The sequence below is a fragment of the Nocardia sp. NPDC102475 genome, assembly GCF_055584605.1.
Window position 1 is genome coordinate 268,004 of record NZ_JBVJLS010000006.1, and the last position, 24,859, is coordinate 292,862.

A 24,859-nucleotide genomic window follows, 5' to 3' on the forward strand; every position below is an offset into this window, starting at 1 on the left:
CGGAATTCGGGCGTCCTCAGCCCAATACGGTCGCGACGATCCCCGCGAGATAACCGAGTCGCGCCACCTCGGACGGGCGGAAGTCGGGCCCACCGGGGCGTCCGAGCAGCAGCACCTTGCCGGTATTTCCGAGCGGCGCGGCGGCCAGCTTCGTGTCCATATCGCGCCAGATCTGCGGCACCCAGTCGGCCTCGGGATCCAGGACGGCGGGCTTCTCCAACGGCATCCACGGCGCCGAACCCGCCTGCGTCTGCGGCGCACTCTGGCTGCCGACGACGCGGTAGGCCCCCTGCGGACCCATATCGATGATCGTGCTCCAGCCGACGCGCAGCACTCGCGGCACTCCGTCGACGAGCACCTGTAGCCGATCGTCGCGCGCACTGGCGACCTGATCGATCAGCTCGAGTTCACGATGGGTGTCCAGCACACCGGAATACGGGCGGATGGAGTCCACGCGCACGTCGCCGATCGATTCGGCGGCGGTGATCAATGTGTCGGGTAGTGCACCCTGCGGCACCTCGACCACGAGATCGTCGACCGCGAATCCCGCACCCCGCTCGACCACGTCGAGGGAGAGGATGTCGGCGCCGACGGAGCCCAGTGCGAGCGCGAGCGCACCGAGGCTTCCCGGTCGATCCGGAAGTTGCACGCGGAGCAGGTAAGACACGCGCGTTCCTTTCCTTGGCGGCCGAGGCTCTGAAACGAATACCCGGGTCACGCAATACTTACACCCACAAGTCCGAGTTATCGACTCGAAGTACGGCCGGTGACGGATGCCACAGCGCGAATTCGCGCGGAAGCGGCGTGTCACGCTAGCCGGTGGGGTGTGTCGTTGCATGCGCGGCTCCTGTGAAAGTTGTGCAGTGGGGAGTCGCTAGGCTGTTCGGTGGCCGTTCACCAAGCTCAATCATGCCGAAAGGGGTCCGCGGTGCCCGCCATTTCCCGCGACGAGGTCGCACACCTCGCCCGGCTGTCCAGGCTCGCCCTGTCCGAAGCCGAACTGGATCAGTTCGCCGGTCAGTTGGATTCGATCCTGAGTCACGTGCGGACCATCTCCGAGGTCGCCGCCGCCGATGTGCCGGCGACCGCGTCGCCGAATCCGGCGACGAATGTGACGCGTCCGGATCAGGTCATCCCGTGCCTCACTCCAGACGAGGCGCTCTCGGGCGCCCCCGCGGTCGAGGACCAGCGGTTCCTGGTTCCGCAGATCCTGGGAGAGGGCGAATGAGTTCAGCATCGCGTAGCGATTCCGTGGGGGGTGGCGGTCGGGCGACGGGTGGGCGTGACCTGACCGCGCTGCCTGCCGCCGAGCTGGCGGCGAAGATCCACGGCCGTGAGGTGACCTCGGTGGAGGTCACCCAGGCGCATCTGGATCGGATCGCCGCCGTCGACGGCGAGTACCACGCATTCCTGCACGTGGCCGGGAACGAGGCGCTGAGCGCGGCCGCCGCGGTGGACGCCGCGCTCGCCGCGGGCGATGCGCCCGCCTCGCCGCTGGCCGGAGTTCCGTTGGCGCTCAAAGATGTTTTCACGACCACGGATATGCCGACCACCTGTGCCTCGAAGATTCTCGAGGGCTGGGTCGCACCGTACGACGCGACGCTGACCAGCCGGTTGCGCGCCGCAGGCATCCCGATCCTCGGCAAGACCAACATGGACGAGTTCGCGATGGGCTCCTCCACCGAGAACTCGGCCTTCGGTCCGACCCGGAATCCGTGGGATACCACCAGGATTCCAGGTGGTTCGGGCGGTGGCTCGGCGGCCGCACTGGCTTCGCATCAGGCGCCGCTGGCGATCGGCACCGATACCGGTGGGTCGATTCGGCAGCCCGCCGCGGTGACCGCGACCGTCGGCACCAAACCGACCTACGGCACGGTCTCCCGGTTCGGTCTGGTCGCGTGTGCGTCCTCGCTGGATCAGGGTGGTCCGTGTGGTCGCACCGTGCTCGATACCGCGCTGCTGCACGAGGTGGTCGCCGGATACGACCCGCGCGACTCCACCTCCCGCGATGTGCCGGTGCCACCGGTGGTCGCCGCGGCACGTCAGGGCGCCACGGGCGATCTGCGCGGCGTGAAAGTCGGTGTGGTGAAGGAACTGCACTCCGACAGCTACCAGCCGGGCGTCATCGCATCCTTCGATGCGGCGGTCGGCGTACTGAAGGATTTGGGCGCCGAGGTCGTCGAAGTGTCTTGTCCGCACTTCGAATACGCGCTCGCTTCCTACTATCTGATCCTGCCGAGCGAAGTGTCCTCGAACCTGGCGCGCTTCGACGCCATGCGCTATGGACTGCGTGTCGACGACGACGGCAACCACAGCGCCGAGCAGGTCATGGCCGCGACCCGCGCGGCCGGATTCGGCCCGGAAGTCAAGCGCCGCATCATGATCGGCACCTACGCGCTGTCGGCCGGATACTACGACGCCTACTACGGTCAGGCGCTCAAGGTGCGCACGCTGATCGCCCGCGACTTCGACAAGGCCTATGAGCAGGTCGACGTCCTGGTCTCCCCGACCAGCCCGTTCACCCCGTGGAAGCTGGGTGAGAAGGTCGACGATCCGCTGGCGATGTACCTCTCCGACCTGTGCACCCTGCCCACGAACCTGGCGGGGCATCCGGCGATGTCGGTGCCGTCCGGGTTGAGCAAGGACGACGGGATGCCGGTGGGTCTGCAGATCATGGCTCCCGCGCTTGCCGATGATCGGCTGTACCGCGTCGGTGCGGCGTATGAGGCCGCGCGGGGTCCGGTCGCCTGAGAAGTATCGACCTGAGCGCCCATTCCTGTCTCGATCATGCGGAATTCCGCGTGAACTCGACGGGAATGGGCGCTCAGGACATCCCTATGCGGGCCAGACGAACTCGGGGTCGGTGAGGTAGTCCTGGCGGCGCTGATCCAGTGCCAGCGCGACCATTTGGTGCGCCCCGGGGCCGATTACCTTGCGCACCGGTGGGTTCGGCGTATTCACGAGCGCGATCAGTTCCGCCGCAGCGACTTCCGGGGCCGCTTCCACCCACTCGGACTCGGCATCTGTCTCCGGCGGTGGGGCGGTCGGGTTCGGGTAGTCCGGCATGCCCAGGATTCCGGTGCGCAGTTCTTTGTACACCGGGAGCGCCGTCGCGAACTTCATGCTCGACTTCGCCCAATCGGTATCGAAACCGCCGAGCTGTGCCAGCGTGACGTGAATTCCGAAGGGCCGCAACTCATCCGCGAGTGACGCGCTGAAACCCTCGAGTGCCCATTTGCTCGCGTTGTACATGCTGAACAGCGGCAGGCTGCCCACCGCGCCGACGGTCGAGATCTGCACGATATGCCCCGAGCCCTGTTTGCGTAGATGCGGCACTGCGGCCTGCGAAACCCACAGTGCGCCATAGAAATTGGTATCCATCTGGGCGCGGATCTCGGCTTCGGTCAGTTCCTCGACCGCACCGACCAAACCGTATCCGGCGTTGTTCACGATCACCTCGATACTGCCCGCGATGGCGAAAGCCTTGTCCACCGTGGCGATCGCGCGGTCGCGGTCGCGAACATCCAAGGGCAGCACCGTCAATCGGCGGTCGTCGATATCGGCCATCGATCGTGGATCCCGAGCGGTCGCGACAACGCGGTCGCCACCGGCGAGTGCGGCGAGCGTGAACGCCCGCCCCAGCCCGCGGTTCGCGCCGGTGATGAACCAGGTTCTGGTCATTGTCGATCCTTTCGTCGCGAGACGCTCCGTCTCGTTTGACGACCATGCCAATCTGGCCTCGTCTTGTCAAGACGAGACGTCTCGTCTCGTGACTTGGTACAGTCTCGTCATGGCCGAAACACCCAGCGCAGCCAGGCGCAGCGAGCGTGCCCGCGCTGCGATTCTCGGCGCCGCCACCGAACTGATCCGCGAGCTGCCCTACGGCAAGTTGAGTGTCGAGGCCATCGCATCCCGCGCCGGGGTCGGCAAGCAGACGATCTACCGTTGGTGGCCATCGAAGGGGGCCGTCGTCTTCGATGCGATGCTCGAACTCTATTCGGGCCCGGATGGTCTGGTACTTCCCGATACCGGCGATATCCGCGCGGACCTGCGCGAACTGCTCCGCGGCGCGATCGCCGAGCTAACCGATCCGAGTTTCGAGGCCTTCCTGCGGGCGATGTACATCGAGATCCAACAGGATCAGGAACTCGCCGACGCCTACCGCGAGCGACTCCTGCGCCCACAGCGTGCCGCCATCGCCGAACGCTTGGCCGCTGCCGTCCGAGCCGGGCAACTGCGCCCCGACCTCGATCCGGACTTCGCCATCGATCTGCTCCTCGGCCCCATCCAATCCCGTTGGTCCCTGGGCCTTCCCGGTCTTACCGACTCCTATGCCGATACCACCCTCGAAGCAGCGCTGGCCCACCTAGCGCCCTGAACTGGTGATCGCAAGCACGAAGAAGATCGCCCGAAGGTGATCCGCCCGCGGGTCATGGTGATTCGGCTCGGGTATCCGAGACTGCCCTCCGCCGGGTTAGCGGATGTCGTCGGGGCTGATAGTTGCGGCCATGGTGCGGTACCCGGCGTCATTGGGGTGCAGGTGGTCGCCGCTGTCGTAGGCGGGGGCCAGGCGGTGCGGATTGGCCGGGTCGGCGAGGGCGGCGTCGAGATCGACGATGGCGTCGTATTCGCCTCCGGTGCGGATCCATTCGTTGACGGCGAGGCGCTTGTTTTCGGCCGCATCGTTGAAGTAGGGCGAATCGCCGAAGGGGGGCAGGGTCGCACCGAGGACGCGGAGTCCGGCGGCGCGGGCCTGGCCGATCAGGTCGCGGTAGGTGGTGATGAGCTGTTCCGGGGAGACGTCGACGACGGTGTCCACTGCGGTCATGCCGGAGCTGAGGCCGATGTCGTTGGTGCCCTCCAGGATGATCACGGTGCCGACGCCGGGCTGGTCGAGCACGTCGTGCCGGAACCGGGTCCGGGCGCTGTCACCCAGCCAGCTGGAATCCACGGTGACGCGATTGCCGCCGATGCCCTCGTTGAGTACGGCACGCGGTATGCCTGCCGCGGCCAGGCGTTCGGCGAGTTCGTCCGGGTAGCGATTGTCGGAATTACCGGTGGAGCCGACGCCTTCGGTGATCGAATCGCCGAAGGCCACCAATGCGGAGCGCGGCGGCGCGACATTCGCGACCTCGACGCCGGTCAGGTAGTACCAGGATTGGCTGGTCTCGGTGAAGGCCGCGGCGGTCGCGTCGGCGCGGTGGTCGCCGCTTGCCCGGTAAGTGGTGGCGAAGGACTGGGCGTGCTGGGTCGCCGGGCCGGTCGGTTCGGCCAGGTACAGGGTGATGGTCACCGACTCCAGCGGCGCCAGCGACAGCACGGCCGGATCGGTCACGAGATCGGCTCCCGGTGCGATGCGGAACGACGGTGCGAGGCCGACAGTCAGATTCTGCACGCTGTCCGGATCGATCGCGCCATCGGCGGCGCTGCGGGCAATCGTCGCGCCCGCGACCGCGAGCGGTGTCGTCCCGTAGCGGTTGGTCAGCCGCACCCGAGTGGTCAGACCGCCGTCACTGACCCGAACCACCTGGCGCACCGTTTGATTCGTGAATCCGCTCTCCGCCCAATTGGCCACGAATGCCTTGCTCGGCTGATGCGCCGAGGTCGCCCAGACCGTCGTCCACACGAATGGTTTCGGTGGATTCGCGCCCGCGGTGCCGACTGTGGCGGGCAAGAGCACCAGTAGCAGCGCTACCAGGGCACGAACTGTACGCACGACGAAAACCCCTTCTGTGGCAGTGGATCCGATCCGCTCATCGGACGGTCCACACAACCACCCGACCCGAACCCGCATTCCCCCACCCCGCCTTTACCCCGAAGAGACCCCGACCCCACCCGCTCTCACGGATGTTCGTTCGAGTGCGTTGTCGTGCGATCAGCTGGCGCGGAGGGATTCGGCTTGCTTTTGGATGCCTTCGGTCATGCCCGCGAAGCCGCGTTGGAGGTTTTTGCCGAGGGCGGCTACTACCAGTCCGTGCAGCCAGCCGCCGAGTTCGAAGTGGGATTCGTAGCGGGTGCGGTCCGGGCCGAGTGCGGTGACGCGGTGTGCGCGCAGGCTGTGCAGGGCGCCGAGGGGGACCGGCTTCATCGAGTAGCTGAGTTCGGTGCCCGGGGTGTGCGAGACCATCCATTCGCGCTGGCGGCGCGGGCTGGAGCCGGAGAGCGCGACCAGCATATCGATCGGTTCGCCGGGGACGAGGGTGCTGCGGCATTCGATGCAGAAGGGGTTCCACTCGCCGTAGCGGGGCAGGTCGGTGATCACCTGCCACACCAGTTCGGCGGGGGCGTCGATTTCGACGGTGGCATCGATGACAAAGGACATGGTTAGCAAATTAGAACATGTTCTATAGCTGATCAAGCCTGTCAGCAGGAAAGTCGCGGGTCAGCAGGCGCCCATGGCGGTGCCCTGATCGGTGCCGTAGCGGTGGCCGTGGCCCGGCGGCGCGTTCAGTGCGGCGAGCAGATCCGCGCTGGTCTGCAGGAAGCTGATCACCGGAAGCCATTGTGGCACCGGGGCATCCACCCGAACGTCGCGGAGCTCGGGTGCGCGCCACAGCAGCGACGGCGACCAATGCACCACCGGATCCGAGCTGTTGGCCAATATCGTCGCGCCCGCCCGATGCACCTGACCGGCGGGTGGGCCCGCCCAGAGCGCCGCGCAGGTCCGGCGGTCCTGGTCGGCGTCGTCGGCGAATATCGAGCTCCCGCCGAGCGCGCCGAGACTCTGCCCGTAGACGTAGAGCTCGGGCTTGTGGTCGAGGGTGTCGATGCGGCGCTGCACGGCATCGAACAGCGCTCGCGCATACGCGACCGCATCGGCGCGCCCGAAGACGAAGGTCACCCAGCTGGGGGCGTAGGAGTACTGCATCCCGACGAGTGCGACATCACCGCCGAAGCGTTCGTAGAACCCGCGAACCGCATTCGCGTCGATCCATCCGGACCCGGTCGGCACCGCGAGCACGATATTCGACCGCTCGAATCCGCCGGATCGTTCCAGCTCTCGAATGGCCAGGGCCACACGGGAATCGAGATCGGGTGCGGAGTCGAGTCCGACGTACACCCGGATCGGTCCCACGGGCGATCCGGTGACGAACTTGCGTCCCTCCGCGCCTAATGAAGACCAGCTGACCGCGGATTCGGCGCTCCCGGACCGAACATACGAAACCGGTTGCACCAGTACGGGATCGATCGTCGCATTGGCGGCGACGTAGGTACTGCGGCGCCAATCGACAACCGCGGGCACCCCGACGAGGTAGAGCACCGACACCGTCACCACCCCCACGGCGACACTGCGCGCCGAACCCAGCTTCCGCGCGAACCATCCAGTTGCGCGGACGATTCCGGCGACAACCCCCACGATCGCTACGGATGCGAGCGCCCAGCGCAGCCAATAGTCCGGACCGATCAGCGCGGTATCCATCGCCGCACGCAACCGGTTCTGCCAATGAGTTGCCTGCACGACCATGCCGGCGACCGCGAGCACGGCCACACCGAGCAACGGTGTGCGGAATCGATCCATCCGACGGTTGATATCGAAATCCCAGCGCCGCAACGCAAACCGAAGAACCCCCGCGACGGCCAGCGCAACTGCCGCGAGCAGCCCGGTCAACATCGCCTGGGCACTCGGTGTGCGCGGAAGCAGACTGGGGGCCAGGGATATCGAGGTACCGAGACCGATTCCGAGCGTCGTGCCGATTCGCGGCCGCACACCACAGTGAAATCCCTTGGTGACGAGCCTCTTCCAGCGATTCCCCGATCCAGGTGAAATGCTCGTACTGGGCGACGAGCCCGAATCGTTCCGGGGAGAAACCGGTCTGGTCGCGGTCAACGTGCTCATGCCTGAACTCCCAGAGCGCCGCTACGGTTCGAAGCTCGTACCGAAGAACGACGTCGATCCCGTGAATCGGTAAGCCGCCGCCGGACGGACGGCAGGAACCCGGCCGCCCCGAGCCCGACCAGACCGCCACCGACGATCCACCCGCTGTTCCCGGAATCTTCTGCCCCGAAACCAGATTCGACAACCGGCACGCCATAGTCCTGCCGCCGCGAATTCAGATCGACGAATGTATCCGCAATGCTCGCCATCGCATTGCACCGTGCCCGCGAGAACTCGTCGTCCCGAGCCGCGCACGCCTCGTGCATATGCACGGCCAGCGTCGCATCCAGTGCCTGCCTGGCCCACCCGCCCAGCGGCTGACCCTGCGCGTCCGCATAGCGCAGCAGGTCATACCCCAAATCGTGTGCCTTACAAGCGGTCTCGAACTCGCCGGGCAATGTCACCGGCGATGAGCAATCCCCACCCGGATTCGCCAGCAGCCCATCGACAACAGCTGGTCGATACCCGAACCGCTCCGCGAAATCAGCGGGAATCACCTCGACCGACCCCGGCCCGCCCGAGGTCAGGTCGATCACCGCGGCACCGGCCGACGCATTCTCCACCAGCCGCTCGACGGTGGCGGCATGCGCCGCGGGCGCAAGCATGATGGTGGCCGCCATGGTGGTCAGTGCGGCCGCTGTGAGTGCGGCACAGCGTCGTGCGATGGATCGGGTGCGGGCGCCGGCATCGATGGTCGGTGTGCTCATGGTGCTCGACGGTAGGAATCAATCCCGCTACGCCACCTCACGCCGCGGAGCGGTTTCCCGGCCCGTGCCGCCGGGGGAGCGCACGCGAGTCCTCCTACTCCGGTATCGGACCGGAATTCACCCGTGGGTATGAGGACCCCGACCACTCGGGCTTCCTACAGTCGTAGCCATGAGGGAAAAACGTCGCAGCGGGATCAAGGGAATGAACGCGCGGATGTGGTTCGACGCGTTCACCGTGCTGCTCGCGGTGATCTTCTACGCCGTTGCCTGGCCGACACTGCACCTCACTCATGACGTACCGGTCGCGGTGCAGCCGTTCATCGCCGCACTCGCCGCGTTCCCCATCCTGCTGATCCGGCTCAACCCGGCACTGGGCTGGGCGATATCCGCGGGTTCGGCCCTGCTCATCGCCCTGGCCATCCCGAATCAGCCGGACAATGAGATCCCGATCCAGGTCGTGCACATCCTGTGCCTGTTCGCGCTGCTGTTCGCGGTGGCCCTGCGCGCGGCGGTCCCGATCGTCGCGGTCGCCTGGGGTGCCACCTCGTTGCTGCTGGCCACCACGATGACGAGCGACGGTGACATCTCCGGCGGTGCGTGGGCCTGGCCGATCGCCTTCGCCGCCGTCGTGCTGTTCGCGATGCTGGTGCGCTGGCTGGTGCAGTCGCGCAAACAGTTGCTGGCCCAGGAGGAGGAGAACGAACTGGAGCGGGCCCGGCGCGCCATCCTGGAGGAGAAGGCCCGCATCGCCCGCGACCTGCACGATGTCGTCGCCCACCACATGTCCCTCGTCGTGGTGCAGGCCCAGACCGCGCCCTATCGGGTCGAGGGCGTGACTCCCGCCGCTCGCGCGGAATTCGAATCCATCGGCGCGACCGCCCGCGAGGCATTGAACGAGATCCGCGGCATGCTCGGTGTGCTGCGCAGCGACGGCCAACTGCCCGAACACGCACCGCAACCGAAGGCCGCCGATGTGCTCGGCCTGTTCGAGGGCGCCCGCCGCGCCGGTGTGCGCATCGACTGGACCGTCGACGGACTGCTGGATCCGGTCCCGGATTCGGTCGGCCTCGCGCTGTACCGGATCGTCCAGGAGTCGCTGTCCAACGCCTCTCGGCACGCCCCAGGTGCACCGGTGCAGGTAGCGATCGTGATCGGCGCCGACGCACTGCAGCTGAGCGTCGGCAACGCGCTGAGCGCTACCGTCGCACGACCGGTCGGCAACGGCGGCCACGGCATCGCGGGCATGCGGGCGCGGGCGCTCGCGGTCGGCGGCGAGGTATCGGCGGGTCCGCGTGCGGACGGCGGTTTCGAGGTCCGGGCTCGGCTGCCGATCGTTCCGGCGTCCGGGTCGGCTCTCGACCCGGTGATGATCGCCACGGTGACTGCCGCCGAAGACGTTTGAGCATCCCTGAAAATTCGTACAGGGCAATTGATTTCGAATGGACATGGCCAACTCGTCGGGTACGCCCGAACTCGCCGTGCACCTGAATGGGACGCATGTGGCACCCAACTTGTCCGGCCAGAGTAGGCGGATAGGCTCTGTTGGTGGCAATTACCGTTCTGATCGCCGACGACCAGGCCATGGTGCGTCAGGGTTTCGGCGCCCTACTCGCCGCCCAATCCGATATCAGCGTGGTCGGTGACGCGCCGGACGGAAAGGTCGCCGTCGCCGAGGCCAAGCGGCTGCGCCCGGATGTGGTGCTGATGGATGTGCGCATGCCGGAGATGAACGGACTCGACGCCGCGCGCGCCATCCTCGACGCCGGCTTCGACCCGCCGGTGCGGGTCCTCATGCTGACCACCTTCGATATCGACGATTACGTCTACGAGGCTTTGAGCATCGGCGCCAGCGGATTCCTGCTCAAGGACGCGCCCGCCGAGGAGTTGGTGCGCGCGGTGCGCGTGGTCGCCGACGGCCAGGCCCTGCTCGCCCCGACGGTCACCCGCCGACTGATCGCCGATGTCACCCGCCGCCGCAGCGCGAGCCGTGTCAAACCCACTCCCGCGCTGGCGTCACTGACTCCGCGTGAACGCGAGGTGCTGGAGTTGATCGCCAAGGGCATGTCCAATACCGAGATCGCCACCGCGCTGTTCGTCGCCGAGCAGACCGTGAAAACCCATGTCTCCAAGGTATTTTCGAAGTTGAATCTGCGCGACCGCGCGCAGGCGGTCGTGCTCGCCTACGAATCCGGTCTGGTCACCCCTGGCTAGCGCGGCTGCTGCTGGCACTTACCGCCGTTGAGATCGTCGAGGTGTCGCGACAGCAGCCGGGCCAGCCGATCGAGCAGGGCGGTCGCATCCTCGAAGGTGCCCGAATCCGCCTGTGCCGCAAGCGCGACCGCGACACCACCGGATCGGGTCGGCACGATGCCGAACTGACGGACCGTGTAGACGCCGGTTTCGTCGTCGGGCCCCCAGCCGCCCTTGAATTCGGTGCCCTCGATGATGCCAAGGCCCCAGCGCTGTTCCGGCGTGATCTGTTCCATCAGCTCGACCACGGTGGCGGACTCGGGCAGGCACGGCAGCTGCGAGGCGAAGCGCACCTGATTGGCCAGCGTCCATTCGGTCGCGCCGAATGCGGTGTAGTCCATGCTGGTCTTCGGTCCGTACACATTGGTCAGCGCGTCGCCTGCCTCGTCGAGGACCTCCTGAACGGCCCGCGCGGCCTCTTCGCCGTCACCGAGCGACTCCCAGAGTGCTTCGGCCGCATCGTTATCCGAGACAGTGATCGCCTCGTGCGCGTATTCGACGACACCGGTCGGGTCGTGCCGCAGCGCAGCGATGGCCAGCGGAACCTTGATGGTGGACCAGGCGATGCCGCTGGTCCAGTCGCCGAAGATGGTCATCCGGCCGCCGCCGACCGGCATGATGGCCATCCCGATCTGCCCCGACAGATTCGGCTGCAGTTGGGTGAAATCGGCGGCCAGTGAATCGGGCCGCGAGATCGACCAGCCGGGATGCCAGGAACCGGGCCGTTCGACGGGGAGCGTCGGCTCCGCGGGCGCGTCGTGGGTGCTGGGTAAGAGGGAACAGGAGGTGAGCGTGACCAAAACCGTGAGTGCCGCGCCGCGCAGCGCCACCCGATAATTCACCATCGTTCTTGTAGACCTCACCGCCGCGTTCTCCGCACCACCACAACCTGACACCCGTTGTTCCATCGGCGGTGCGAAAAACATCCTCGTCACACCCGCCCGGTCGGTGACCGGACGTCGCGCAATCAGCACCGAGTCATGCCAGGAGCCGACACGGTGCTGACGCCCTGTTGATAGTTTCGCCGATTTTCCCGGAGAATTCGAAACGGCGTGGCCAAGGGGCTACCCGGTAGGCTCACAACTCTGTTTACGCGCTCGGACGACCGATGTCCGAGGGCCGCAGTCACCTGAAGGGGGTCGCGTTGCTGAACAGCGGTGAGGTGTTCGCCGGGTTCACCGTGGAGCGGCTGCTCGGCCAGGGGGGCATGGGCTCGGTATACCTGGCCAGACACCCCCGCCTCGGTAAGCAGACGGCGCTGAAGCTGCTGAATCGGGAGTTGTTCACCGACGCCGAGGTGCGTGCCCGCTTCGATCGGGAGGCCGATCTGGCCGCGCATCTGGACCACCCGAATATCGTCGCCGTGTACGACCGCGGCTCCGAGGACAACCAGCTCTGGATCTCCATGCAGTACATCGACGGCGTCGACGCGGCGACCGTCGACCCGATGACACTGCCGCCGGAGCGGGCGGTGCAGATCATCGAGGGTGTCGCGGCGGCACTGGATTACGCGCACGGCATGGGTGTGCTGCATCGGGATGTGAAGCCCGCCAACTTCTTGCTGGCTCGTTCCACCGGTGGGCAGGGCGAGCGGGTCTTCCTGACCGACTTCGGCATCGCCCGATTGCGGGAGGACTCCACGCACCTGACCCAGACCGGCATGTTCAGCGCGACCCTGTCCTATGCCTCGCCGGAGCAGATGACCGGCGCCAAGCTGGACAACCGCACCGATCAGTACTCGTTGGCGTGCGCGCTGTACTGGCTGTTCACCGGCATGGCGCCATTCGACGCGCCCGATCCGAACGACATCATCCGCGGGCATCTGCAACATGTCGCCGCGCCATTGGCGACCCGACGCCAGGGTTTGAATCCCGCGCTGGACGGGGTGCTCGCCAAGGCGATGGCCAAACGTCCCGAACATCGGTACGCGACATGTGCCGAGTTCGCCGCCGCGGCCCGCAAGGCATTGACCGCGCCGCCGGTTGCCACCGTGCAGGTGAATCCCGGCTTCCCGCCGGTATATCCGGGACAGGCCGTCGGATCCGCCCCGCCCGCACCGGGATTCGGTGTGCCCGCTGATCAGGGGGCCTTCGCGCAGTCCACGCAGGCGGTCGGGCCCGCTGGATATGGCGCTGCGCCGCAGGCCTATCCACCACCACAGCAACCGATGGCGCCCGGGGTGCCGCAGGCCGCGGGTTACCCTGCGGCACCTGCGCAGCAAGCGGCGCCGCAGCCGGGTGCACCAGCGACGCAAGGGCCGCCGGCGCAGGGGGCACCACAGGCTGCGGGGTACTCGTTGGCGCCCGCGCAGCCGGGTGTGCCACCGGCGCAGGGGCCACCACAGGCCGCGGCGTATCCGGGGGCTCCACCTCAGCCGGGGGCAGCGCAAGCCGCGGCATATCCGGCGGCATCGCAGCAGGCAGCTCCGCCTCAGCAGGGCGCGCAGGGGCCAGTGGGGCAGGGACAACCGGCGCAGGGCCAGCCCATGCAGGGCGTGCCGGTACAGGGCCAACCGGTGCAGGCCCCAGCGGCGCAGGGCTCGCCGGTTCCGGGCCAGCCGACTCAGGGACCGCCGATACCGGGTCAGCCGCCGCAACAGCCGCCGGCCGCGATGCCGCCTGGCGCAGCACCACCCCCCTTCGGGCCGAATGCCGTCGGCCCGCAACCGACTCCGGACCATGGCCGGAGTACGGCCGTGCTGGTCGGCTGGATCGCCGTCGGCATCGTGGTCGCGGTGATCGCGGTAATGGGCACGCTCGTGGTCGTCGGCTGGGAGTCGGAAGGCTCGCCCGATGCCGCCGTGCCAGCACCCGTTACCTCGACGACGGTGGCCGCTCCCTCCGATGTACTTGCCAAGAGCCGCAGGCTTTTTCCGAATCTGGTGCCGCAGGGTAAGGACGATTTCGGCGAGGCCTATCAAGACGCGCGCTGCATGGCATCGGAGGCCGGGGAGCCGCTGGGGATCGAGGACGAACCCTTGAAATCCAGCCCCTGGGTCACCGCATGGGAATGCCATCGCGAAATCCAGGCCACCACGCAGATGAGCTACACGATCCTCGAATACGCCTCCGCCGCCGACGCCCGAGCCGTGGTCCAGGCACTACCCGCCAATGTCGCAACGGCCGGTAAGAAAAGCGGAATCCCGGTCAACACGCACCGCTGGGTCGTGGAAGACCCACCCGGCCCTCTCCAGTCCTTCTACCACACAGCCAAACTGGTAGTGAGCTTCGAATCCGACCCGGTCCGCTCGAATTTCCTGGTGTACGTGAGCAACCACGGCACCGCCGGAGGAGTGCAAACCGTGCCGCCGACCCCCACGGCCCAGGACGCACTCACCGCATGGTGGGACGCAGCACCGCTGTAATCGCCTGGACTCAGTCGACCGCCAACGCCTCCACGATCGGCATGCGTGCCGCACGCAACGCGGGCGGAATCGATCCGAGTAGCGCCAATGCGAGTGCGGCGGTGCCGTAGACCAGCAGCATCGGGCTCGGCTGGTACGCGATGTCGATTGTGAGCGCGTGCCCGACGGCGACGGTCGCCAGATACTGGATCGCCGCGCCGGCCGCGAGACCTATTGCCGCGCCGATGAACCCGATGCCGACGGCCTCGGCGAGCACTGAGCGCAGCAGGAATTTGCGGCTGGTGCCCATGGCCCGCAGTACGCCGAGTTCGCGGCGGCGCTCCAGGACCGAGAGCATCAGGGTGTTCAGCAGTGCCACGGTGGCCACCAACACCACGATCCACAGAATGGCGTAACTGATCGCCGAGCCTTGCCGCAGGCTGGAGGAGATGGCGACGACCGCTTGCGCGCCGGTGTCGACGTGGATATCGGCGGGCACCACGCGCCGCACGGCGGCCTGCACCGCCGACTTGTCCACGCCCGGTTGGAAATGCACCGCGAGTACGGTTTCACCCGGTCGCTGATACCACGCGCGCATCTGGTCCAGATTCATCACGACCACACCCGAGATGGCCGAGATATATGGAATCACGTCCAGCACCCGCACGGTGTGGTTGCCGGTCGGGGTCGGCAGGGTCAATTCGGCCCCGGCGCCGACGCCGAGCGATCGCGCGACATCCCGAGATATAGCCACCCCTTCCCCGGTGGCCAAGTGGGCCATGACTTCTCGACTCACCGAGCCGGTCTCGGATTCGTCCGCCTCGCTCGGATACCCCTGCAACATCACCCGTCCGGTGCCGAGGGTGGCGAAGGCCATCTGCGCGGGCCCGACCTCCTCGACACCGGGCACCTCGGCGATCTTCTCGCGTAGTCCATTGGGCAGCAACGGACCCGTAGGGAACTGCTCCATCGAACTGGTGCTGACGAACAGATCGGTGTCGCGGAAGCCCGCGAAGGAGGCGGTGGCCGAATCGACCATATTGCGCGAGCCCCCACCCATCGCGACCGTGGCGGATACGCCGATCATCACCGTCATCGCCGTGGCCCACACTCGTCGCGGTGCGCGTTCGAGGGTGGTGGCCCCGAGCGTGCCCGGTGCGCCGAAGCGTCCGGCGATCGCCGCGGCAGCCCGCACGATCGGTCCGGTGGCGGCGAAGCACAGCGTGACCGCCCCGGCGAATGACATCGAGATCGACGCCAGCGATATGCGGCCCAGATCGGCCTCGGCAATGACGATCGCGCTGACGATGAGGCCGGCGCCGAGCACGATCGAGGTCCAGCGCAGTGCCGCACTCGTCGTATCGGTGCGCGCCACCCTCACCGGCGCGAGCGCCTCGATCGGTTCGACCTTGTACACCTGGCGTGCGGCGATGGCGGCCGCCAGCACACTGGCCACCACGCAAGCGCCGATCGCCATCGGAATCGCGTACCCGGGCACCATGTATTCGGTGCGTGCCTCCACCGATTGCATGATGGCGGTGGGAAGTTTGCCGATCGCGACGCCCCCCATGGCCGCGCCGACCGCCGCGCCACCCAACCCGCCGAGCACACCGAGCAGCGCCGCCTCGACCAGCAGATCACGCACCATCGGCCCGCGCTTGCCGCCGATGGCCCGCAGCATGGACAACACCGGCCTGCGCTGGGCGACCGCCATACTCATCGCGTTGTAGATCAGGAATGCCGAGACGATCAGGGCGGCCGCCGAGGCCATGAGAGTCGAGTACCGCACGATCTGGATGGCGCCACCGGCCTGTGCGGTGCGCAGCCCGGGATCGGCGACCACGGCGCGTCCGTCGACCACCTTGGTCAGCCGCTCGCGCAACTGGTCGACATCGGTGCCGTCGGCCGCGATGATCTGAATCGAGTCCAGCCGCCCGACGCGGTCGGTGAGTTTCTGCGCGAGCCCGAGCGGGGCGGCAATGATGTGGCCACCGTTGAGCTGCTTGGATGCCTTTTTATCGAGAACCGCTGCGACAGTGACGGTTCCAGAACCGAGTGGGAAGTGTTCGCCCTCGGCGCGCCCCATCCCGGATCCGACCAGGACACCATTCGGCACGGTGAGCAATTTGCTCGCCTGCGCGGCCATCGGCCCGCCCAGATCGCTGCCGAGTGCGGTAATGCTCGTGTCGGCGCCGAGCAGCAGCGCCTTGTCGGCTCCCGATCCGACCTGCGCGCGCAACATCGGCACTGCCTTGTCGACGCCGGGTGTGGTCGCGATGCGCTGCAGTTCCTGCTGATCGAAGCCCGCGTCGGTGATCCCGGTGACCTCCAATACGGCATTGCCGCCGAGACTTTGGGTCAGGCGGTCCACCGAACCGGTGACCGAACCGGAGATGCTGAACACCGCGACCAGCAGCGATGCCGAAATGGACATCACCGCCAGTGACATGAGGGTGCGGCCGCGGTGGGCGAGCAGTTCACCGATATTGAACAGCCGCAGCCGATCCCATGCCGCGCCGATCACGCGCGCACCGTCCGCGTGGCGATATCGACCTTGTCATTGGAGCCGATCTGCCCGTCGCGCAACGTGATCACCCGGTCGCAGTATTCGACAGCGCCCATATCGTGGGTCACCATCACCACCGAATTTCCGTTGCCCGCAATATCGCCGAGCAGTTTCAGGATGGACCCACCGGTCTTGGAATCCAGATTGCCGGTCGGTTCGTCGGCCAGGATCAGCGGCGGATCCATGATCAATGCCCGCGCCACCGCGACGCGCTGCATCTGACCGCCGGACAATTCGGCGGGCCGATGGGCGGCGCGTTCACTCAGCCCGACCAGGTCGAGCAGTTCCAGCGCGCGCGGTTTGGCCTTGCGCAATCCGGTGCCGTCCAACAGCTTCGGGATGGCGACATTTTCCCAGGCAGTGAGGGTCGGCAGCAGATTGAAGAACTGGAAGATGAAACCGACACGGTGGCGGCGGAATTCGGACTGCCGCTCGTCGTCGAGGTCGCCGATCTCCTCACCCCGGAAGCGGATCGACCCGGAGTCGGGGGTATCGAGTGCGCCGAGCAGATGCAACAGCGTGCTCTTACCCGAGCCGGACGGCCCGATGATCGAGGTGAATTCACCGGATTCGATGCGCAGGCTGATGCCGTCCAGTGCGCGCACCGCCTGTTCGCCGACGCGATATTCCTTGGTGATATCGGTCAGTTCCAGCATGGCCTGGTCCGACATGGCGGTCCCCCACCCTCTTTCTCAACTATTCGATCTTGGTCGATTGTGGCGCACCGCAGTGTCGCACCTGCGCGTTATCGCGCCATCGCCTCGGCCGCCTGAACTCGGCGGCGATACTGCGCGTCGAGTACGGCGCGCAGGACCGGTTGTTCGGCGGCGAGTTCGAGATAGGCCTCGACCGTGGATTGGCCCTGCACCAGCGCCTGGTCCAATTTCGCGTCGAGATGGATATTCCACCGATATCGCAACGCGAGCAAGAGGCCATCCGGTCCGCCGAACAACCGGTCCAGTTCCGGGATCTCCGCGAACAAGTCGGGGCTGGCCGGATCGATGGCCGTGCGGGTGAGCACGGTGTGCACGATCTCGGTTCGGCGGTGGTGATCTTCCCATCCGTTGCGATTGCTTGCAGGTCGCTCGAAATGATCGGACATCGCATATGCCCTTCCGTGATTTGGTAGATCTCACGCTACGGACGACGAAATACGGTGTCTTCGTGCCAGGGACGCGAATCGATCTCCTACCGCGGTAGGAGCAGCGGCCCGCTCCGAGCACGATGCACCGGCCCCGACCAGGCGGTTAGCCTTACAGGATGGATGTGACCCACGCCATCGCATCGTCGGCGGGCGCCCAACCGGCGATACCGTTCCGGGAGAGTGGGCGCGTCCGGGATCGGTTCGTTGCCTTCGTACGCAACCCGGTCGCGGTCCTGCGCCGCAATCTCGAAGAGCTGCCGTTCGACTACCCGCCCTCGGTGATGATCAGCGCCGACGCGGCTCTGCTGGTGGTCGGTGTCGGGGCCGTCATTCAGCGCCACGAATATTTCCCGACCGCGCTGCCGATTCTGGCGCTCGTCCTGGTCTTCGTCTCGGTGCCGCTGTTCTGCTTCTTCGGTGTGACGCCGAGCCCGATCCTGCTCGCGGTCTCCGGCCTGGTCGCGACAGCGATCATGCTCACCCAGCCGGTGTCGTCCGACCTTTCCCCGTTCATCCTGGTGGTGATGGTCGGCGAGGTCGCGGCCATCGTGCGAAAACGCTTCAGCGCATTGTTCGCGGCGGTCGCGGTACTCGAGTTGATGGCCTTCGACGCGGCCGGTCATCTGATGTGGAGCGTGTCGGGTCAGCGGTTGGCCGGCCTGCAGATGTACATCGTCGGGATCGCACTCGGCTGGCTGGTCGGCGTGATGCTGCAGTACCAACGCAAATTCCTCTATCAGGAACGCCAGAGTCAGCAGATCCGAGCCGAACGCGCCGCCGACGCGGAGCGCAGCCGGATCGCGCGCGAGGTGCACGATGTCATCGCGCATTCGCTGAGCATCACCCTGCTGCATCTGACCGCCGCCCGGCACGCCTTGCAGACCGACCGTGACGTGGACGAAGCGGTGGACGCACTGGTCGACGCCGAGCGACTCGGCAGGCAGGCCATGGCCGATATCCGCCGCACTATCGGCCTGCTCGACGCCCGGCCGTCCAAACTCGTTCCGGAGCCCGGCATCCGCGATATCGATGATCTGGTCGGTGATTTCGCGGGGGCCGGATTGGATATTCGCTACACCCGTACCGAGGATCTGTCCGCGGTGTCCGCGGCGGTCGGGCTCGCGCTCTATCGGATCGGCCAGGAGTCCCTGGCCAACGTGATCAAACATGCGCCCGGCGCGACCGCGACCGTGCTGTTGGAGGTGGACTCGTCGGTGGCCCGGCTCATCGTGAACAATTCGCTGCCCAAGGGATTGCCGCCGGATCTCGGCGGCGGGATGGGACTGTCCGGTATGCGCCAGCGCGCCGAACTGCTCGGTGGCCGCATCAAGACCGGTCCATACGACGACGGCTGGACGGTGCGAGCCGAATTCCCGCTGAGCGGCGCGCGGGCCTGGTCGATGTCGTGCGGACTGCCCGACGTGATCCATGGGGCCGCGAGTGCGGTGCGTGACATGCGGCGCGACGGCGCGGTAGGGGAGGGCGCGTGACGACAGGGGCTGCGGCCGGCGGCGAGGAGACCGTCACCGTGCTGGTCGTCGACGATCAGGAACTCGTCCGCGGTGGGCTGCGGCGCATCCTGCGTCGGCGCTACGGTTTCGTGGTCATCGAATGCGCCGACGGCGACGAGGTACCCGCCGCGATAGCGGCCAATCGGCCCGATGTCGTGCTGATGGATCTGCGTATGAAGCGTGTCGGCGGCATCGACGCGACCCGCATGCTGCGTGCGCGCGACGGTGCGCCGCCGGTGCTGGTGCTCACCACCTTCGACGACGACCAGCTGCTTTCCGGCGCATTGCGGGCCGGAGCGGCCGGATTCATCCTGAAGGATTCGCCCGCCGAAGATCTCATCCGGGCCGTCCGCACAGTCGCCGCCGGCGGGGCCTGGTTGGACCCGTCGGTCACCGGTCGGGTGCTCTCGGCATATCGGACGGTTCGCCCTGCCGTCACCCGCGACGACAGCCGACTCTCCGAACTCACGGCACGCGAGTACGAAGTGCTCCAATTGATCGGGCGCGGGCGCGTCAATGCCGAGATCGCACGCGACCTCGGCATCTCCGAAGTCACCGTCAAGAGCCATGTCGGACATATATTCGGCAAACTGGAGCTGCGGGATCGGGCTGCCGCGATCGTGTTTGCGTTTGACCACGGGGTGGTCGCACCAGGACAATCCACGGGTTGACGGGCAGCCGGATCGCGCATACCCGGAGCTGGTGATGGGCGATCTTTGCCCGGGATGTGGAGGAATGACGGGGTGGACGGACCTGGATGGAGAGTCGGCAGTCGGTTCGGGCCGTATGAGCTCAGAGCGCTGCTCGGCAAAGGGGGTATGGGCGAGGTCTACGAGGCGTACGACACGGTGAAGGACCGCGTGGTCGCGGTCAAGCTGCTGTCCGACGAACTCGCCAGGGACCCGGTCTACCAGGTGCGCTTCCGTCGCGAATCGCAGGCGGCGGCCCGGCTGGCCGAACCGCACATCATCCCGATCCACGACTGGGGCGTGATCGACGGTGTGCTGTTCATCGATATGCGGCTGGTGCCCGGCACCGATCTGCGCGAGATCCTGCGCAAACAGGGGCCGATGAGCGCCGAGCGCGCGATCGGCATCATCGAGCAGATCGCGGCCGGTTTGGACGCCGCGCATGCCGACGGTCTCGTGCACCGCGATGTGAAACCGGCCAACATCCTGATCACCGAGGCGGATTTCGCCTACCTGGTCGACTTCGGCATCGCCCATATCGAGGGCGACAGCGCGGTCACCCAGGCGGGCACGGCCATCGGCTCCTACACCTACATGGCCCCGGAGCGATTCGATTCCGGACCGGTGACCGGCCGCGCGGATATCTACTCACTCGCCTGTGTACTGCACGAATGCCTCACCGGAGCAACACCGTTCTCGGCCGGGAGCATGAGTGGGCTGATCCGGTCGCACCTCACCGAGGCGCCGCCGCGACCGAGCGTGCAGCGACCGGGCGTGCCCGCGGCGATGGACGAGGTGATCGCCCGCGGCATGGCCAAGGAGGCCGCCGATCGCTTCCCGACCGCGACCGATCTGGCGCGCGCGGCCAGGGCCGCACTCGGCACCGCGCCGGCCGCGAATACGCCGACCCTGATCGTGCGGCCGCCCGATCCGTCGCGCGGACCGTCGGATCAGGCTGTGGTGCACCGCAGTACGGCCTCGCCCGCGGAGTCGACGGGAACGATTCCGGCGGTGATCCATCCGACCGCGCCGACGGTGATCTCGCCCGCCGATCTGCAGTTCACGCCGTTGCCGCCGCAGCAGCCCGCCGGTCCGCCGTTGGGGCCGCCCGTGGGCGGTAGGCAGGTGCGGCCGTTTCCGGATGCGCATTTGTACGAGGAGGCGCCGCCGGAGTTTCCGCAGCACTTGCCGTCACCGCGGTACCCGGCGGCTCCGCCGACTCAGCGGTATCCGGAGTCGCATTACCCCGAAGCGGGGTACCCGGAGGCTCGATACCCGGCGCGGCGGTATCCGGAACAGTATGGTGCGCAACAGGATTCGTCTGCTCCGGAGACGCGCCGGGTCCCGTTGCCGGAACCCTTCTCCGGCACACCGCCATTCGAGCCGCCGCGCGGTCCCGCCCATGCGGCGCCCAACCCGTACCGGCCGTCGCCGCAACCGGCCGAATACCCGCCGCAGGGCTATGCCGAACCCGACTACGCAGACGATTACTACGCGCAGGATCCCGCCGCGGATCCGTATCGGCGCGAACGATCGGTCATGCTGCCGATCATGGTCACCGTCTTCGTCATCGTGGTGCTTGCGGTCGGCGGCGCCATCGGCTGGCAGGTGCTGGGCTCCAGCAAATCCGAGGATTCGAATGTGCAGGCAGGTTCGCAGGTGACCACGACGGCCGCCATCGGCACCACGGGCGGTTCGACCACATCGCCGTCGACCTCGACCACCAAGGCCGCACCCACCTCGGTCACCCTGCCCGCGGGCGCGACGAACTGCACGAACGGCCAACCCGTCGCAGGCAGCTTCACCCAGTCGGCCACCGGATCCGCGGTCACCAGCTGTGGTTTCGCGGAAGCAGTCCGCAAGGCCTATGCCGAATCCGCCGCCACGAACGTCTCGCGCTCATCGCGCTCGGTAGTGGCAGCCAGTCCGGTTACCGGCCGGACCTACACCATGAACTGCGTCGCGGAGGGGCAACTGGTGACCTGCACCGGCGGTGAAAACGCGGTGGTCTACGTCTACTGAGTAGCGGCGCCGGCTCGGCGACAGGCGGTTTCGATGTGCAGTCGGATGACGGGTGCGTCCAGATTGGCGGGCGGCCGATCCAGCAACCAGCGACCACGGCTTCATCGCGATCGATATACGAAAACCCGGGCATGGCCCGGGTTTCGCAGCGTGGATCGGCCTCGCTTCAGCGGGTGGCGATGATTGCCGAGCCGTGGCCGAAGAGGCCCTGATTCACCGCGATGCCTGCACGGGCGTTCTCCACTTGGCGGCTGTCGGCCTGGCCGCGCAATTGCCACGTGAGCTCGCAGATCTGAGCGATCGCCTGCGCGGGGATCGCCTCACCGAAGCAGCCCAGCCCACCACTGGGGTTCACCGGTATACGTCCACCCAAAGTCGTTGCGCCGCTGCGCAGTAGTTCCTCGGCGCCGCCCGTGTCGCAGAGCCCGATGTCCTCGTACCAGTCCAACTCCAGAGCGGTCGAGAGGTCGTAGACCTCCGCGAAGGACAGGTCGGACGGCCCGAGCCCGGCCTCCTCGTACGCGGCGTGTGCGATGGCGGAACGGAACGCGTGCGGCGGTGGCTCGGCGGCCACGGCGGAGTCCGTCGCGAAATCCGGCAGGTCGAGTACGGTTTTCGGGAACGTCGGCGTGACCGTCGACAGCGCCCGGATCCGGACCGGGTCGGTGACGCCGTGGCGGCGGGCATACTCCATCGAGGTCAGCACCAGTGCCGCACCGCCGTCACTGGTCGCGCAGATGTCGAGCAGCCGCAGCGGGTCCGAGACGATCGCCGAGGCCGCGACCTCCTCGGCCGAAACCTCCTTGCGGTAGCGGGCGTACGGGTTGTTCAGGCCGTGCTTGGCGTTCTTCACCTTGACCGCGGCGAAATCGTCGAGCGTGGCGCCGTGCAGCGCCATCCGGCGGCGGGCATAGAGCGCGAAATAGATGGGGTTGGTGGCACCGAGCAGGTGGAAGCGCAACCAGTCCGGATCGTCGCGGCGTTCACCGCCGACCGGCTGGAAGAAGCCCTTCGGGGCGGCATCCGCGCCGACCACCAGCGCTACATCGGTCAACCCGGCCAGGATCTGAGCACGCGCATTGGCGATGGCTTGCGCACCGGAGGCGCAGGCCGCGTAGCTGCTCGAGATCCGCGCACCCGACCAGCCCAACGCCTGGGCGAATGTCGCACCGGAGACGAAACCGGGGTATCCGTTGCGGATCGTGTCGGCACCGGCGATGTAGCCGACGTCGAGGTGGTCCACCCCGGCATCGGCCAGCGCCGCGCGCGCCGCGACCAGCCCGTATTCGACGAAATTGCGCCCCCACTTGCCCCACTGGTGCATGCCCGCACCGAGGACGGCAATGTCGCGATCATTCGTGTCAGGCATCGACCGGCCTCCACATCCACACCGTGTGCTCCGCTTCCTCGTCCTCGTACAGCACGCCGAGGGTCAGTTCGACCGGCATGCCGACGGCCAGGTCGTCCACCGTGAGGCCGCGCACGACCTGCCCGAGAATCACCATCTGCTCGACCTCGAGCTCCACCGCCGCGACGACATACGGCTCGAACGGATCGGGCGAGACATAGGGCGGGGGCGGCTTGTACCGGGCATCCGCGTATGACCAGATCCGGCCACGCGTGGAGAACAGGTACTCGACCAGCTCGGAGCCGTCCTTCGGACTCGCACACTGCGGGTTGCGACAGGCCAGTGTGTTCCGTGGGAAATACGGTGTGCCGCACACATTGCAGCGAGTTCCCACGAGACGTACCGCGCCGTCGTCCGCAGTGAACCAATCTGCCACCGCGGGCCGTTGTTCTTTCTGCACAAACCCGACGTTATAGGAACACGTTCTATTTTGGGGCGGAAATCCGCTCCGGCGATGTACGCGCGGAGGTACGGTGAGTGCGGATGGAGGACGCGACGAGACCCTCGAGTCGACCTGGAGTACCACAACGCCGATGGGCACCAAAGCCATTGACCCGCAGTCGATCCGCAACGTCACGATCATCGGGGACCCCGACGAGACGACACGGGTCGTCCACCGCCTGTTCCGTCATTTCGCCAGGACCGGGTCCGGCGCGACGGCCACGGTCCATTGGGTGACGGGCCGCGTCGATCACACTATCCATATCGCCGAGCTGTCGAGCCACGCGCCCATCGCGGACCTGGAGCGGTCCATCCGGGTAGCCGACGGGGTGATCGCGGTCGTGAACGCTGCCGTGAAGAGCACCCCGCGACTCGGGACGATACTGCGGCTTGCCGACGACCATCAGGTCGCACGGCTGTGTCTGGTGACCGGACTCGATCATCTCGCCGCCGACTTCGACGGGTGCGTCCGCACGATCACGGAGACGCGCGGGGCGGTGCCGTTGACGCTGCAGATTCCTATCGGCATCGGCACCGAGTTCGAAGGCGTCATCGATCTGGTCCCGATGCGGGCGCTCGAACCGATGGCCGTCGAATTCTACGGCAGCCATTGGAAAGTCGCCGAGCAGTGGTACCGCAACCTCGTGGCCGCGGTGATGGAACAGGACGCGTCAGATTCGGACACCGTCCTCGGGCTGCGAGAGATCCCATCCGAACAGTTGCACGAGCGCATCCGCTGCCTCACGCGCCTCGGCGATGCCGTGCCCATCCTGTGTGATGCGGCGCCATGGAGTGACGACATCGCCCCGCTCCTGGACGCCGTCGTCCGGTATCTGCCGTCTCCCCTGCACGTCTGTCAACCGGAACATGCCCTCGACTATTGACCGACGTTGCCTCAGGGC

22 protein-coding genes are annotated in these 24,859 nt (G+C 67.0%); 10 read left to right on the forward strand and 12 right to left on the reverse strand.

Annotated elements, in window-relative coordinates; genetic code table 11:
• Positions 1-16 precede the first annotated feature (16 nt).
• Positions 17-667, reverse strand: coding sequence for an ACT domain-containing protein (locus ACZ60G_RS13875; protein WP_465810316.1), 651 nt, complete (start codon positions 665-667; stop codon positions 17-19).
• A 261-nt stretch (positions 668-928) separates the two neighbouring features.
• Between ACZ60G_RS13875 and gatC the strand changes: the two genes are divergently transcribed.
• Together gatC and gatA are read left to right on the forward strand one after the other, a co-directional pair.
• Positions 929-1,228, forward strand: a complete 300-nt coding sequence (gene gatC / locus ACZ60G_RS13880) for an Asp-tRNA(Asn)/Glu-tRNA(Gln) amidotransferase subunit GatC (protein WP_040693716.1) — start codon at positions 929-931, stop codon at positions 1,226-1,228.
• A complete protein-coding gene (gatA, locus tag ACZ60G_RS13885; RefSeq protein WP_465810319.1) occupies positions 1,225-2,751 on the forward strand; it encodes an Asp-tRNA(Asn)/Glu-tRNA(Gln) amidotransferase subunit GatA in 1,527 nt (508 codons plus the stop codon). Before gatC ends, gatA begins: the two co-directional genes overlap by 4 nt.
• Before the next feature lie 84 nt (positions 2,752-2,835).
• Here the strand turns inward: gatA and ACZ60G_RS13890 are convergent, their stop codons facing one another.
• Positions 2,836-3,681, reverse strand: coding sequence for an SDR family NAD(P)-dependent oxidoreductase (locus ACZ60G_RS13890; RefSeq protein WP_465810321.1), 846 nt, complete (start codon positions 3,679-3,681; stop codon positions 2,836-2,838).
• 109 nt (positions 3,682-3,790) lie between these two features.
• On the opposite strand from ACZ60G_RS13890, the gene ACZ60G_RS13895 reads away from it, so the two are divergent.
• Positions 3,791-4,378, forward strand: coding sequence for a TetR/AcrR family transcriptional regulator (locus ACZ60G_RS13895; protein WP_465810323.1), 588 nt, complete (start codon positions 3,791-3,793; stop codon positions 4,376-4,378).
• Between the two features lie 96 nt (positions 4,379-4,474).
• On the opposite strand, the gene ACZ60G_RS13900 is transcribed toward ACZ60G_RS13895, so the two are convergent.
• From ACZ60G_RS13900 to ACZ60G_RS13915, 4 genes are all read right to left on the reverse strand, one after another.
• Entirely contained in the window at positions 4,475-5,716 is a 1,242-nt protein-coding gene (locus ACZ60G_RS13900; RefSeq protein ID WP_465810325.1) for an SGNH/GDSL hydrolase family protein, read from the reverse strand.
• Between the two features lie 159 nt (positions 5,717-5,875).
• Positions 5,876-6,322 carry an SRPBCC family protein gene (locus ACZ60G_RS13905; RefSeq protein ID WP_465810327.1) on the reverse strand — a complete coding sequence of 149 codons (447 nt, stop codon included), beginning with the start codon at positions 6,320-6,322 and terminating at the stop codon, positions 5,876-5,878.
• A 60-nt stretch (positions 6,323-6,382) separates the two neighbouring features.
• Positions 6,383-7,708, reverse strand: a complete 1,326-nt coding sequence (locus ACZ60G_RS13910) for an alpha/beta-hydrolase family protein (protein ID WP_465810329.1) — start codon at positions 7,706-7,708, stop codon at positions 6,383-6,385.
• A 125-nt stretch (positions 7,709-7,833) separates the two neighbouring features.
• Positions 7,834-8,583, reverse strand: a complete 750-nt coding sequence (locus ACZ60G_RS13915) for a hypothetical protein (protein ID WP_465810331.1) — start codon at positions 8,581-8,583, stop codon at positions 7,834-7,836.
• Positions 8,584-8,752: 169 nt separating this feature from the next.
• Here ACZ60G_RS13915 and ACZ60G_RS13920 point away from each other — a divergent pair, with 169 nt between their 5' ends.
• Positions 8,753-9,985, forward strand: coding sequence for a sensor histidine kinase (locus tag ACZ60G_RS13920; RefSeq protein WP_465810333.1), 1,233 nt, complete (start codon positions 8,753-8,755; stop codon positions 9,983-9,985).
• Between the two features lie 143 nt (positions 9,986-10,128).
• The gene (locus tag ACZ60G_RS13925) at positions 10,129-10,794 is read left to right on the forward strand and encodes a response regulator (RefSeq protein ID WP_465810335.1); all 666 of its coding nucleotides are present in this window, start codon (positions 10,129-10,131) and stop codon (positions 10,792-10,794) included.
• Here ACZ60G_RS13925 and ACZ60G_RS13930 read toward each other — a convergent pair.
• Complete coding sequence (locus tag ACZ60G_RS13930; RefSeq protein ID WP_465810337.1) at positions 10,791-11,678, reverse strand: serine hydrolase; 888 nt, start codon at positions 11,676-11,678, stop codon at positions 10,791-10,793. The genes ACZ60G_RS13925 and ACZ60G_RS13930 overlap by 4 nt on opposite strands.
• Positions 11,679-11,941: 263 nt before the next feature.
• On the opposite strand from ACZ60G_RS13930, the gene ACZ60G_RS13935 reads away from it, so the two are divergent.
• Positions 11,942-14,197 carry a serine/threonine-protein kinase gene (locus ACZ60G_RS13935; protein WP_465810339.1) on the forward strand — a complete coding sequence of 752 codons (2,256 nt, stop codon included), beginning with the start codon at positions 11,942-11,944 and terminating at the stop codon, positions 14,195-14,197.
• Positions 14,198-14,207: 10 nt separating this feature from the next.
• Here the strand turns inward: ACZ60G_RS13935 and ACZ60G_RS13940 are convergent, their stop codons facing one another.
• The 3 genes from ACZ60G_RS13940 to ACZ60G_RS13950 all read right to left on the reverse strand — a co-directional run bounded on the left by ACZ60G_RS13940 (position 14,208) and on the right by ACZ60G_RS13950 (position 17,844).
• Positions 14,208-16,700 (reverse strand): ABC transporter permease, encoded by a 2,493-nt coding sequence (locus ACZ60G_RS13940; RefSeq protein WP_465810341.1) that lies wholly within the window; start codon positions 16,698-16,700, stop codon positions 14,208-14,210.
• The gene (locus ACZ60G_RS13945; protein ID WP_465810343.1) at positions 16,697-17,413 is read right to left on the reverse strand and encodes an ABC transporter ATP-binding protein; all 717 of its coding nucleotides are present in this window, start codon (positions 17,411-17,413) and stop codon (positions 16,697-16,699) included. The genes ACZ60G_RS13940 and ACZ60G_RS13945 overlap by 4 nt, the downstream gene beginning before the upstream one ends.
• Positions 17,414-17,487: 74 nt before the next feature.
• Positions 17,488-17,844, reverse strand: a complete 357-nt coding sequence (locus ACZ60G_RS13950) for a hypothetical protein (RefSeq protein ID WP_465810345.1) — start codon at positions 17,842-17,844, stop codon at positions 17,488-17,490.
• 158 nt (positions 17,845-18,002) lie between these two features.
• Between ACZ60G_RS13950 and ACZ60G_RS13955 the strand changes: the two genes are divergently transcribed.
• The 3 genes from ACZ60G_RS13955 (at position 18,003) to ACZ60G_RS13965 (ending at position 22,108) form a co-directional block, all read left to right on the forward strand.
• Positions 18,003-19,376: a sensor histidine kinase gene (locus tag ACZ60G_RS13955; protein WP_465810347.1), complete on the forward strand. Its 1,374-nt coding sequence runs from the start codon at positions 18,003-18,005 to the stop codon at positions 19,374-19,376.
• A 38-nt stretch (positions 19,377-19,414) separates the two neighbouring features.
• Positions 19,415-20,068 carry a response regulator gene (locus ACZ60G_RS13960; protein WP_465810561.1) on the forward strand — a complete coding sequence of 218 codons (654 nt, stop codon included), beginning with the start codon at positions 19,415-19,417 and terminating at the stop codon, positions 20,066-20,068.
• Positions 20,069-20,140: 72 nt separating this feature from the next.
• Positions 20,141-22,108 (forward strand): serine/threonine-protein kinase, encoded by a 1,968-nt coding sequence (locus ACZ60G_RS13965; protein WP_465810349.1) that lies wholly within the window; start codon positions 20,141-20,143, stop codon positions 22,106-22,108.
• A 166-nt stretch (positions 22,109-22,274) separates the two neighbouring features.
• On the opposite strand, the gene ACZ60G_RS13970 is transcribed toward ACZ60G_RS13965, so the two are convergent.
• Both ACZ60G_RS13970 and ACZ60G_RS13975 read right to left on the reverse strand, forming a co-directional pair.
• Positions 22,275-23,477: a lipid-transfer protein gene (locus ACZ60G_RS13970; protein ID WP_465810351.1), complete on the reverse strand. Its 1,203-nt coding sequence runs from the start codon at positions 23,475-23,477 to the stop codon at positions 22,275-22,277.
• Entirely contained in the window at positions 23,470-23,892 is a 423-nt protein-coding gene (locus tag ACZ60G_RS13975) for a Zn-ribbon domain-containing OB-fold protein (protein WP_465810562.1), read from the reverse strand. The genes ACZ60G_RS13970 and ACZ60G_RS13975 overlap by 8 nt, the downstream gene beginning before the upstream one ends.
• Before the next feature lie 97 nt (positions 23,893-23,989).
• On the opposite strand from ACZ60G_RS13975, the gene ACZ60G_RS13980 reads away from it, so the two are divergent.
• Complete coding sequence (locus ACZ60G_RS13980; protein WP_465810353.1) at positions 23,990-24,841, forward strand: GTP-binding protein; 852 nt, start codon at positions 23,990-23,992, stop codon at positions 24,839-24,841.
• Positions 24,842-24,859: the final 18 nt, after the last annotated feature.